This window comes from Rhodoferax sp. ZS1R25 (assembly GCF_056521335.1).
In genome coordinates this window covers 633,187-645,131 of sequence record NZ_JBWMAZ010000002.1, presented here as the reverse complement: position 1 = coordinate 645,131, position 11,945 = coordinate 633,187, and the positions used below count along the sequence as shown (strand labels likewise).

Sequence of the window (11,945 nt, the reverse complement as noted above, 5' to 3'; positions counted from 1 at the left end):
GGGTGGTATCACCACTGCAGTCTAGCCGTCGCTGCGGCGCGCATTCTTGATGCTATGAATTCTGTAGCTGTTTGCGCATATTCCACGGGGGCTAGAGGCATATTTTGTTTGTATTCACGGCTTGGTGGACAATGCGCAGGCACCCTGGCATGAACGCTTTACACACCACCTTCCTGCAGCTTGGCACCCGTTGTCAGGCGGACGCTCGCCAGCTGCTGTTGCGTGCGGGGGAGGTGGCGCAGCGCCTGTACCTCATTGAGCAGGGCTGTGCGCGTCTCTTTCTGATTGACTCGCAGGGACGCGAGACCAGCACCCAGTTTTTCTTTGAAGGCGAGGTGGTGAGTTCGATGGAGAGCCTGCTGACCGGGCGCCCCAGTGCCCTGCACCTGGTGACCATGGAGGCCTGCCACTTGCGCGTGATGGACGGTGCCACCATCAAAGCCCGGACCCTGGTGGACCCCGCGTTGCAGGCCGACTTGCAGGCCCTGTTGCAGCAGCGGCTCATCCACTACGCCAACCTCTACACCAGCGCCATTGCCGATACGCCCACCCAGCGCTACCAGGCGTTGCTGGCCACGCACCAGCAGCGCCTGGAGCGCATCCCACTGCACATTCTGGCGGCCTACCTAGGCGTGAGTGCCGTGCACCTGAGCCGGATTCGGCGCAAATTGAAGGCGCTCTGAACCTTTGTTAATGACGGCGCGGCCCGCGCTTCGCATCATCGCCCCATCACATTTTTTGATGGAGCACCCATGCAAACCCTGGTCATTCTGGCCCACCCCTATTCCAAGAGTTATTGCCACGCGCTGTACCACCGCGTGGTGCAGCAGCTGGAGCAAGCCGGCCACACCGTGGACCGCCTGCATCTGGATGCAGAAGATTTTGACCCCGTCATGCGCGGTGCAGACCTGGCTGTCTACGCACGCGGCCAAAGTGCCGACGCAGCCGTCCCGCGCTACCAGGCCCGCATCGACGCAGCCCAGCAACTGGTCTTCATCTTCCCGATCTGGTGGGAGGTGATGCCGGCCCTGCTCAAGGGCTTTATCGACAAAGTGTTCACCAACGGATGGGCCTACAAGCCCTCCAAGCGTGGCGTTGAGGGGCGTTTGACCCACATCCAGCGCGCCGTGGTGGTGACCACGATGAACACACCTAAGTGGGCCTACCGCTGGTTGTATGGCGACGCCGTGCAGCGCGCGCTGGTGCGCGGCACGCTGCGCAAATGCGGCGTGCGCAAGGTGGAATGGGTGGCCCTGTCCCCTGTTAGCCACGCGACCGATGCCAAGCGCCAGGCCTGGTTGCAGCAGGTGGGCGCCATGTTTGCCAAGTAACCGGAGCCTCACATGCTGATTGTTGATTCTCAAATCCACCTGTGGAACACCGGGCAAGCCCCTGCCCACCACCGGCAGATGCCCTACCTGGCCGAGCAGGCCATTGCCGACATGGACGCGGCCGGCGTGCATGCCGCCATCAACCACCCACCGGGCTGGAGTGCGCAGGCCAATGCGTACGCAGATGAATCGGCGGCACGCTACCCCACGCGCTTCGCCACCCTGGCCAGTCTTGCACTGGACCACCCGGAGGCGCCGCAGCAGCTGCGCGCCATTCGCCAGCGCCCCGGCGTGATTGGCCTGCGCTTTTTGTGCTTGGCAGAGGAGGAACGTGCCTGGCCCCGTAATGGAACCATGGACTGGCTCTGGCCCTTGGCAGAGGACATGGGTTTGCCCATCGCCCTGTGTGGCCCGACCTTGCTACCGCTGGTGGCACCCTTGGCCGAGCGCTACCCCGCGCTCAAACTCACGGTGGACCACTTGGGTTTTGTGGGCTTTACATCGTCTGGGGGCTTGGTGCAGGCGGCAGACTTGCTGTCCTGGGCGCGCTTTCCCAATGTGGCAGTCAAGCTATCGGGGGTGCCGGGCTATTCGCAGGAAGCGTACCCGTTCAAGGACATGCACGCCACGGTGCGCCAACTCCTAGACGCGTATGGACCCGAGCGTCTGTTTTGGGGTTCGGACATCACACGCCTGGCCTGCAGTTGGCACGAGGCCATCACCATGTTGACTGACGAGATGCCAGGGTTGAGTGAGAGAGACAAGGAGCTCATCATGGGCCGGGCGTTTTGCCGCTGGCATGGATGGGGGGCCGTATGAGCACCGCTTTCCAACCATTACCCCAGCCCCAGCCACTGGGGCGCGCCGTGGCGCTGGCGTTTCTGATGTGGGAGCTGCGCAGCTTCGATGCCATGCGCGGGTTTCTGCAGGATTTCGGCTTTGTCACCGATGACCATGACCCGGGCCGGCTGTTGGCCCGTGGCGTCGGCCCCAGTGCCGCGCTCTATGTGGCCGAGCGTGGGGCTGCCGATCGCTTTGTGGGTGCGGCCTTCACCCTGTCGGATGACACGAGCCTGGACGTGTATGTGCAACAACTCCAAGGCCGCTGGCTGGACCCGGCTCGCATTCCTGGTGGCGGCCGGGGCGTGGAGCTGCTGGACCCGAGTGGCCGCCGCGTCTGGCTACTGCAAGGGCAGGCGCCCAGCGCCGCCTTGGACAGCCGCGCCAGCGTTACACCGCTAGCCAATGGGCCAACCACGCCGGTACGCGTGGACGCGCCGCTGCGCACGCCACTGGCGCCCGCGCAGGTGCAGCGGCTGGGTCACGTTGTCTTTCAAACGGTGGATTTTTCGGGGCTGGCAGACTGGTACCAGCGGGTGCTGGGCCTGCTGCCCAGTGATGTGCAGTACCTGGCCGATGGCAGTCCCAACATTGCTTTCCTGCGCCTGAACTTGGGCGCCCAGCCCACCGACCACCACAGCGTGGTCATCGTCGGAGGCATCGAAGACAAGTACGAGCACAGCGCCTACGAAGTGGTGGACCTAGATGCGGTGGGCCAAGGCCAGCAGTTTCTGCGCGGGCAGGGCTACCAGCATGTATGGGGCCTGGGCCGCCATCTGATTGGTAGCCAGATTTTTGACTACTGGGCCGACCCCCATGGCTTCCAGTTTGAACACTACGCCGATGGCGATCTATGCACCGCCGCGTTCCCGACTGCCTACTCACCACTCACCTTTGGCAGCGTCTGGGCCTGGGGCCAGGACGCGCCCAGCAGCATGAAACCGGCCAAGACCCTGGGCAACCTGCTGCACATCATCCGACTGCTGGCCGCAGGGCGTATCAGCTGGCGGCGGCTGCAGTTGCTGAACGGTTCCATCGCGGCCCCAGGCCGCAGCTGGCAATAAGGAGCACCCATGCCACACATTCTTATCCGCTACCAAGACGGCTCCCGCATCGGCTGGGGCGTGCTCCACGGCACACGGTTCGCACCGCTGGACACGCCCGCACAGACCACCGGGGAGGTTCTCGCCCAGGCCTGGGAGGCCATTCGCGCCAGCACACCTGCGCAGGCCACACGGCCCGTGGCCGCGGTGCAACTGCTGGCGCCGATCACGCGCAACCAACAATTCATATGTCAGGGCGTCAACTACGCTAGCCACGTGCGGGAGTCGGGGCAGGACCCTGAGCGCATCGACTTCAATATGTTCTTCACCAAGGCGGCCTCCAGCATCGTGGCGGCGGATGCACCGGTGCTGCGCCCACCGCATGTGCAGTTGCTGGACTACGAGATTGAGTTGGGGCTGGTGCTACGCCGCCCCATCCCTGCTGGCACGCACGTGGCGCCGGACGACCTGGGCCAATGGCTGGCGGGCTTGGTCATCGTCAACGACATTTCGGCCCGCGATGTGCAGTTGCCGCAAGGCCAGTTTTACAAGGGAAAAAGCTACCGTGGCTTTGGCCCAGTGGGGCCGTACTTGCTGCTGCTCACGGTGGAGGAATGGCAGCGTTGGCCCGAACTGCACATGCGGCTCGCGGTGAATGGGGAGTTGCGGCAGGACGCTTTTTGCGCCGACATGATCCACCCGCCGCACGCTACGCTGACGGAGCTGGCGCAGCTCCAAGACCTGCATGCTGGCGACCTGATTGCCACCGGCACGCCCGCCGGCTGCGCGGCCAAGGCGCCGGGCCGGCTGGTCAGTTGGGTGGTGCAGCACTTGGTGAGCGAAGCGACCAAGTGGCGGCTGTTCACCCGCATGAACCAGCGCAAGCCCCACTACCTGCAGCCCGGCGATCGCATCTGCGCCAGCATCCGCACCGACGACGGTCAGCTGGATTTGGGCCAGCAAACTACAGCCATTGTGTGAGGCACCCAGAAGATGTGATGCACGCGGCGTATTGTTTTGCTATCAAATAAATAGCTTCCCGCGCACATTTAACGAGGGCTAGAGGTCTGTTTGATGCCTGAATGGCTCACGTCCGGCTGCCGCTGCGTCCCCAGCGCCGCGCAGCTTCTTCCGGCGTTTGCCCACTGGCGATCAGGGCGCCCAGCGGTGCGAGCAAGGCATCCAGATCCGACTCGTCAAACTTGAGCGCTCCTGCCGCGTCATGCCCCAGCACGCTGTCCGCCAGCGCGAGCTTGCGGGCCTGCAGCTCCAGCATGCGCTCCTCAATGCTGCCTTCGACCACGAGCTTGTAGACAAACACCGGTTGGTCCTGGCCGATGCGGTGGGCGCGGGCGGTGGCCTGTTCTTCCACAGCGGGGTTCCACCACGGGTCCATGTGGATCACGGTGTCGGCGGCGGTCAGGTTCAGGCCCACGCCACCGGCTTTCAGGCTCAGCAGCAGCACGGGCACCTCCTGCGCCTGAAAGCGCCGCACCACATCGCCACGCGCCGTGGTGGCAGTCTTGCCGGTCAGGCTCAGGAAGGGCAAGGCTTGGGCATGCAGTTGGTCGGCAATCAAGTCCAGCAGCTCGGTGAACTGCGAGAACACCAGCACGCGCCGGCCTTCCTCCACCAGCGCGGGCAGCATGTCGGCCAGCAGCTCCAGCTTGGCGCGTTCCATGGTGTTTACGGGCTTGCTGCCTTTGACCAAATGCGGGTCGCAGCAGACCTGGCGTAGCTTGAGCAGCGCATCGAGGATGCTGATCTGCGCGCCGTTGAAACTTTGGCGCTGCAGCACGCGGCGCACCTGTACATCGGCCGCCACACGCACGCTTTCGTACAGCTCGCGCTGCTGGCCTTGCAGTTGCACGCGTTTGATGACTTCAGTGCGCGGCGGCAACTCGCTGGCTACGTCCTGCTTGCGGCGGCGCAGGATGAAGGGGCGCACGCGCTGGGCCAGCAGCGCGGCGCGCAGGGTTTCGCCGTTCTCTTCAACTGGCTTGCGCCAGCGCGCGGCGAAGTGGCGGGCGTCGCCCAAGAAGCCGGGCATCAGCCAGTCGAACTGCGCCCACAGCTCGCCCAGGTGGTTTTCCATGGGCGTGCCGGTCAGGCACAGGCTGTGGCGCGTCTGCAGGCGCCGCAGCGCGCGGGCGCTGCGGCTGCCGGCGTTCTTCACCATCTGCGCTTCGTCCAGGATGACGAGGTGAAAGCGCTGTGCGGCCAGCGCATCCATGTCGCGCCACAGCAGCGGGTAGGTGGTCAGCACCAGATCGTGGTCAGGCATTTGCGCAAACAGGTCGGCGCGGTCCGGGCCTTGCAGTGTCAGCACACGCAGGCTTGGTGCCATGCGTTGTGCTTCCGCCTGCCAGTTGAAGATGAGTGATGTGGGCAGCACGACCAGTACCGGCAGGTCGAGTCGCCCTGCGTGTTTTTCCACCAGCACATGGGCCAGGGCCTGCGCGGTTTTGCCCAGGCCCATGTCGTCGGCCAAGATGCCACCCAGGCTGTGGGCGCGCAGGTATTGCAGCCAGGCCAGGCCTTCAAGCTGGTAGGGGCGCAGTTGCACCTGCAGACCTTGGGGGGCGGCCACGGGTTGTGGCGTGCCCAGGGCCTTGAGGCGTTTGGCCAGACTGGCCAAACCGATATCACCTTCGAGTTGCCAGGCGTTGTGTGCGCCTACGCGGTGGGCGTCCAGCAGGCTGGCGCGCAGGGCGTCCAGGCGTCGGGCCTCCCACGCGCCCAGCTTCAACAAACTCGGGTCCTGGTTGCGCAGCGGGTCGGTCAGCAGGTCCACCATCGCGCCGACGATGGCTTTGATCGGCGCAGCGGGCGCGTCGATGCGTTTTCCGCCCGGCGCACGCAGCGAGACGATGGCCAGGTCGTCGATGGCCGCGATCTGCGCGGCGTTGAGCCAGCGGTGGTCGCGGCGCAGCAGGTCGGCGAGCATGGGCGCCAGGTCCAGCGTCTGGCCGTCAATCTCGATGCCCAGGCTCAGCAGCCAGGCGCCTTCGCGCGCGGGCAGTTGCAGCTTCTCCACGCCGCGCCCGGGCTTCACCAGGGGCGTGTCCAGTTCCTTGCCCAGCACCTCGCCGTTGTCAGGGCTGACCACGAGCTTCCAGCGCTGCACGGGCACGCTCTCGTGCGCAAAGCCGGGTTTCACCACCACCGACCAACCGTTGGCCTGCAGCTGCGGCACCTGATCGGCCCAGAAGTCGCCAAAGAACTCCTCTTGCGGCAGCGTCCACACCGAGCCCAGCGCTGGGTGTTCACGGCTGCGCCACTGGAAAGACTGCGGGTCCAGCGGCACAAAGCCCATGTCCCACACCAGGTCCATGGCGTCGGCCTCGGCCGCCAGGTCGCGCTGCATGCGCACCACGGGGCCCCCGGTGTCAAACAGCTCCTGCACAGCTTGGGGCCGGTTGTTCAGGATGGAGGTGGGGGCCGGTGTCTGCCAGCGGTCACCCGCATCGGTCTGGTAGGTCCAGTCAAACTGCGCCAGCGTCACGCTGTCGCCGCGCGGGCCCAGCTTGCCTTGGGGTTTGAGGCCCAGCAGGCCATCGCCCCGACCCAGGGTTTGCAGCGTGAGGCGAGGGCGGAAGCGGCCGGGCATGCTGTCCGATGGCACCTCGACCACTGGTGCGAGCTCGGCGGGCGGCGGGCTGTCCATGCGCAGCAGCGCCATCACGCGGGCGGCATCCGCATCGGAGAGCGTGGGCAGAGTCTTCAGTGTGGCCGCGTCGGCCTTGCGCCGCAGCGCCTCCACCCAAGCCGCCACCGTGCGGTCACGGTGGTCGGCACCGGGATGCAGATGCGTAGGGCTGTTGCGGGGGCGGGCCATGCGGCGATTGTGCCGTGGCCCGTGTGCTTCAGCCGCTGTAAGCCACCCTCACCGTGCGGCCGGTTTGGGCACTTTCCAGCACCGCCAGCGCCACGGCCAACGAGCGCACGCCGGCCTGGCCGTCCGCCAAGTCATTGGGCTGGCCCTGGATGGCTTTGTGGAAGTGCTGGATGCAGCGGTTGTACAGATTGGTGGGTTCCAGCGGCAAGGCCTGTTCGCCCTGGGCGTTCTTGAAATTCAGCCTGCCATCAGGTCCCTGGTGCAGGATGCCCGTGCCTTGCAGCGAGCCTTCGGTGCCATGGATTTCCAGGCCCACGTCCGCAAACGGGGTGTTGAAGCCCTGGTGGGTAAATGCCGTGATGCCGCTGGGGAAGCGCCAGACCGACATGGCGTTGTCTTCCATGCCCTCGGCCATGCCGCTGTTGCTGGTCATGGCGGTGACCTCGGTGGGGTACTCGCCCAGCAAAAAGCCCAGGGAGTCGGCGTTGTGGACCGCAATGTCCAATACCACGCCCCCGCCCGCACCTTTGTCTTTGAGCCGCCAGCCTTGCAGATGTGCCGGAAGGTAGACCGAGTGGTTGACGCGCACGGACACCAAGCGGCCCAAGCTACCTTGGCGCACATGCTCGCGCATTTGCAGGTGGGCGCTGTTGTGGCGCAGGTGGTGGTTGGTGCCCATCACCACGCCGGTGTCGGCGCAGGCCTGCACCATGCGCTGGGCTGCGGCCAGCGAGGTAGCCAGGGGTTTTTCACACAGCACGTGCAGGCCCAGGCGTGCGGCGCGCAGCACCGAGGCCTCATGCTTTTCATTGGTGCTGGAGATGTAGACCGCCTGGAGGTCCAGGCCTTGCAGGCCGGCTTCGTCATCCAAGGCATGTGCAATGCCGTGCTGGGTCGCAAAGGCACGGGCGCGGTCCCTATCACCCGACACCACGGCCACGATTTCATCCCCCACAGAGCGGATGGCAGACACCATCCATGTTTCAGCAATAGAACTGGCTCCAATCAATGCCCAACGCATACAGTCTCCTTAAAATCAAAAAGATAACGTTTACATTTCTTTAAGTCAACACTTGACATGCAATGTATACGTTTGCATAATTTGTTGCAGGAGATCCCATGCAAGCTCGAAAAACCAGCATCGTCACCCTCGCCAAGGCCACCGGCTTGTCATCGGCCACGGTGTCACGTGCGTTGGCGGGCTTGCCCAGCGTGCAGCCGGAAACGCGTGAAAAAGTGCTGCAGGCGGCGCGTGAGCTGCGTTACGTGCGCGACCGCGCGGCGGTGCGCCTGAAGACGGGCAGCAGCAACTCGCTGGCCTTCATCATGGACCGGCAAGATGCCATCCAGCCCGGCTTCAAGGACTTTCTCATGGGGCTGGGCGACGCGCTACAGGGCACCGACTACCACCTCATCGTGTTACCCCAGTTGGTGGGGCAGGACGCGCTGGACAGCGTGCGCTATGTGGTGGAGCGCGGCCTGGCCGATGGCTTGGTGCTGACCTATTCCGCCCCACAGGATGCGCGCGTGCACTGGTTGCAGGAGCAGGGCTTTCCATTTGTGACCTACGGGCGCACCCAGTTGGCGGCCCACGACAGTGTGGACTTTGCCAACGAAGACTTTTCCGGTGGCGCGGTGGCCACGCTGGTGGCGCAGGGGCGCCAGCGTCTGGGCATCTTGTTGCCCGAAGCCGGTGCGAGTTTTCACCACCACCTGGCCGATGGCTTCAGCCGCGAGTGCCAGCAGCGTGGTGTGACGGGGGAATGCGTGCGGGCCATTAGCCTGGATGACGCGCCCGGCGACATTTACCGGTGGGCGCGTGACAACGCCCGTCGCTTTGATGGGTTGGTGCTGACGCGCGAAGCGCCCATCCTGCCCCTGCTCAGCGCGCTGGCCGACAGCAGTCTGCAGGTGGGCAAGGACATTGAGCTGGCCATCAAGTACAGCAGCCCGCTGCCGCAGTACATCCGCCAGCCCTTTTGGGGCTGCTTTGAAGACATGCACCGGGCTGGCAAAGCGCTCGGCACTTGCATGTTGGCGCGCTTTGCCGAGCCCGGCATGTCGGTCAACCAACAACTTTTTCCTCCCCCCACTTTGGAGCTATTCCATGCAACAAGCTGATCCCAACCTCAATTTCCAGAGCGAAATCATTGCCGCCAAACGCCTGCTGCGGGCCCAGATCCCTGATTTGAAGGAACGATTCGAGGTACTGACGCGAGCGATAGAAGCCCAGGTCGAAGCCATAGAGCGCGAACGCGCACAAGGAATCAACTCCGTGCCAGAGGTGCAGTTCGCCGAGCTGGACACGCTGGACGCCGCTACGGTGGCTCGCATCAAGCAGCGTGGTTGCGTGGTGGTGCGGGGGGTGTTTGACAAGGCGCGCGTGGAAAAGTGGAACCACACGATTGAGTCGTACTTGGCCGACAACCACTATCTGGACAAGGAAGTGAGCAAGCGCGGCATCGACAAATACTTCAGCGCCCTGGCCAGCAGCCGCCCACAGATCTATGGTGTGTACTGGTCGAAGCCGCAGATGGAGGCGCGCCAATCCACCGAGCTGGCCCACGCCCGCCGCTGGCTCAACCGCCTGTGGAATATTGACCAGAACGGCCAGTCGGTGTTTAACCCCGACCAGGAATGCACCTATGCCGATCGCGTGCGCCAGCGTGAGCCCGGTGATGCGTCCCTGGGCCTGTCGCCCCACGTCGACGGTGGCTCCATCGAGCGCTGGACGGACCCCGGCTACCGCAATGTCTACCGCCATATCTATGGGGGCGATGCCAACCAGTACGACCCTTTTGCCGCCGCCTACCGCACCGAGACCCACGAAATCCCGTCGCCAGCCGTGTGCAGCATGTTCCGCACCTTCCAGGGCTGGACGGCGCTGACGCCCCAGGGGCCGGGCGACGGCACGCTGAATCTGGTGCCGATTGCCAACGCCATGCCCTGGGTGCTGCTGCGCGCGCTGCAGGACGACATTGCCGAAGACGAGTTGTGTGGCGCGCGCGCGGGCCGCGCCCTGGTGGTGTCAGAGCAGTACCACGCGCTGCTGCTGCGTGCCTATGTCGCCATTCCCAAGGTGGAAGCCGGAGACACCGTGTGGTGGCATCCGGACACCATCCACGGCGTGGAAGACAAGCACCTGGGCAAGGGCTACAGCAACGTGATTTACATCGGTGCGGCGCCCGATTGTGAGAAAAACCGCATTTTTCTGGCGCAGCAGCGGCCCGCGTTTGAGGTGGGCAAGTCGTCGCCCAACTTTGCGCCGGAAGACTACGAGGTGGATTTTGAAGGCCGGTTCATGCCGGCAGACCTGACGCCGCTAGGGCGTCTGCAGATGGGTTACGACCGCTAACGGCCGTGCAAATCAGCGGGCGGCGAGCGGTGCTGGTTCTTCGGTGGCAACGCGGCGTGCACCGTCGAACCGTTTGGACCAGTAGCTCACGCCCATGTCTTCCACCCGCACCTCCGCGCCGGGGCGGGGCGAGTGGATGAATTTGCCATTGCCCACGTAAATGCCTACGTGGCTGAAAGCGCGGCGCATGGTGTTGAAGAACACCAGGTCGCCGGGTTGCAGGTCTTTTTTGTCGATTTTTTCGGTGGCCGCGGCTTGTTGCTCAGCCTTGCGGGGCAGTAGCAAGCCGGCGGTTTGCTCGTAAATGGCGCGCACAAAGCCGCTGCAATCAAAGCCTGTCTGCGCGTCGTTGCCACCACGCTTGTAGGGCACTCCCAAGAAGGCCATGGAGTTCAACACCAGCTCGGATGCCTTGTTGCCCATCTTTTCGCCTACGTCACCAATGCGCGCCAGTAAACCACGCTCATTCATGAAGCGTGACATGTCGTCGGCAGGGGGCGTGGGTTCGGCGTGTGCAGTACCAATCAAAAGCGCAGCAACAACCAGAAAGCGAAAAAGCATCGACGCAATGTAATGAGCTAAGCGGCGGGTGTCAAGCAATGTAGTGTCTCAAGATGTTCAGGTAAGTCTTTGATTCGTTGGAAAAATGAGGGGCTTGTTGATTCAATAGATGGATTGCGTGTTCTTAAAATTAAACAATGTTCAAATTTAAATTCAAGGTTTTTTGAATTGAGTGATGATCAAATACTTGATGTTGTGTTTGATTGGGTGCGTGTTTCCATGGAACTGAAGAACAAGCGCCAGCAGGCGATGGCCGAGGCCAGGCGGGGCATCGTGTTGCGGGCGGTGCGTTCGGCCATTGCCGAAGGGGGCGTTCAGGGCGCCAATGTGCGTGACATTGCCCGCCGGGCTGGGTACACGCCGGGTGCTCTGTATGCCTACTTTCCGGGCAAACAAGCCCTGTTCGCGGCGGTGCTGCAAGAGACCTTGCTGGGCGCACAGGCCGCCGCCCAGCAGGCCAAAGTGCCTAAAAATAATGCAGGGTCCAGCATTCTTCACGTGCGTGCCCATGCCTGGTTTGCGTATTTTTCCGCCCACCCCAGTGAGGCTGGTCTGGTCCTGCATCTGTTAGCCCAAGACACGACCGATCCCGAGCAGTTGGCCCAAACCCACCATATCGTGGCAGATCTGTTGCAGTCTCTGGCGCCGGTGTCGGCCGCTTTGGGTGCGCTGGGTTGCCCAGACGCGCAGCTGCCATCAGAAACCATGGCGTTGCTATCGGCTGCCATGGGTGCCTTGCTATTGCGCGATGCCAGGCGTTTGTCTGCGCTCAACGCCTTGGCTTTGCAGTCGTTCGCGGCCCACCTGGACCAGGCAGCAGCCCGCTGGGCCATGGCCCAGGCATTAACCGCTGAAGAGGGGCAGGGCAGCGCGCCCGCCCAAGTGGACTTGTTTGGCTAACGCGGTCGAGGTGTCTCGCCGTTAGTGGCACAGGCGGCGGTTATGCTTATCTGTATTAGTCAGAACGAAAGAATTCC

General features: G+C 63.8%; 11 protein-coding genes. 8 read left to right on the top strand and 3 right to left on the bottom strand.

Annotation, left to right across the window (positions count from 1 at the left end; genetic code table 11):
• The first annotated feature begins 149 nt into the window (after window positions 1-149).
• The 5 genes from AC097R_RS13850 (at window position 150) to AC097R_RS13830 (ending at window position 4,195) form a co-directional block, all read left to right on the top strand.
• Complete coding sequence (locus AC097R_RS13850; RefSeq protein ID WP_479598725.1) at window positions 150-683, top strand: Crp/Fnr family transcriptional regulator; 534 nt, start codon at window positions 150-152, stop codon at window positions 681-683.
• A gap of 69 nt (window positions 684-752) precedes the next feature.
• The gene (locus tag AC097R_RS13845; protein WP_479598724.1) at window positions 753-1,331 is read left to right on the top strand and encodes an NAD(P)H-dependent oxidoreductase; all 579 of its coding nucleotides are present in this window, start codon (window positions 753-755) and stop codon (window positions 1,329-1,331) included.
• A gap of 12 nt (window positions 1,332-1,343) precedes the next feature.
• Window positions 1,344-2,150 (top strand): amidohydrolase family protein, encoded by an 807-nt coding sequence (locus tag AC097R_RS13840; RefSeq protein ID WP_479598723.1) that lies wholly within the window; start codon window positions 1,344-1,346, stop codon window positions 2,148-2,150.
• The gene (locus tag AC097R_RS13835) at window positions 2,147-3,235 is read left to right on the top strand and encodes a VOC family protein (RefSeq protein WP_479598722.1); all 1,089 of its coding nucleotides are present in this window, start codon (window positions 2,147-2,149) and stop codon (window positions 3,233-3,235) included. The genes AC097R_RS13840 and AC097R_RS13835 overlap by 4 nt, the downstream gene beginning before the upstream one ends.
• 9 nt (window positions 3,236-3,244) lie before the next feature.
• Window positions 3,245-4,195 carry a fumarylacetoacetate hydrolase family protein gene (locus AC097R_RS13830; protein ID WP_479598721.1) on the top strand — a complete coding sequence of 317 codons (951 nt, stop codon included), beginning with the start codon at window positions 3,245-3,247 and terminating at the stop codon, window positions 4,193-4,195.
• Window positions 4,196-4,301: 106 nt separating this feature from the next.
• Here the strand turns inward: AC097R_RS13830 and AC097R_RS13825 are convergent, their stop codons facing one another.
• Window positions 4,302-7,052: a DEAD/DEAH box helicase gene (locus AC097R_RS13825; RefSeq protein ID WP_479598720.1), complete on the bottom strand. Its 2,751-nt coding sequence runs from the start codon at window positions 7,050-7,052 to the stop codon at window positions 4,302-4,304.
• 28 nt (window positions 7,053-7,080) lie between these two features.
• Window positions 7,081-8,073 (bottom strand): Gfo/Idh/MocA family protein, encoded by a 993-nt coding sequence (locus AC097R_RS13820; RefSeq protein ID WP_479598719.1) that lies wholly within the window; start codon window positions 8,071-8,073, stop codon window positions 7,081-7,083.
• A gap of 98 nt (window positions 8,074-8,171) precedes the next feature.
• Here AC097R_RS13820 and AC097R_RS13815 point away from each other — a divergent pair, with 98 nt between their 5' ends.
• Window positions 8,172-9,173, top strand: a complete 1,002-nt coding sequence (locus tag AC097R_RS13815; protein WP_479598718.1) for a LacI family DNA-binding transcriptional regulator — start codon at window positions 8,172-8,174, stop codon at window positions 9,171-9,173.
• The gene (locus AC097R_RS13810; protein WP_479598717.1) at window positions 9,160-10,407 is read left to right on the top strand and encodes a YbiU family protein; all 1,248 of its coding nucleotides are present in this window, start codon (window positions 9,160-9,162) and stop codon (window positions 10,405-10,407) included. Before AC097R_RS13815 ends, AC097R_RS13810 begins: the two co-directional genes overlap by 14 nt.
• 12 nt (window positions 10,408-10,419) lie before the next feature.
• On the opposite strand, the gene AC097R_RS13805 is transcribed toward AC097R_RS13810, so the two are convergent.
• Window positions 10,420-10,968, bottom strand: coding sequence for a C40 family peptidase (locus AC097R_RS13805; RefSeq protein WP_479598716.1), 549 nt, complete (start codon window positions 10,966-10,968; stop codon window positions 10,420-10,422).
• Between the two features lie 219 nt (window positions 10,969-11,187).
• Between AC097R_RS13805 and AC097R_RS13800 the strand changes: the two genes are divergently transcribed.
• The gene (locus AC097R_RS13800) at window positions 11,188-11,868 is read left to right on the top strand and encodes a TetR/AcrR family transcriptional regulator (protein ID WP_479598715.1); all 681 of its coding nucleotides are present in this window, start codon (window positions 11,188-11,190) and stop codon (window positions 11,866-11,868) included.
• Window positions 11,869-11,945: the final 77 nt, after the last annotated feature.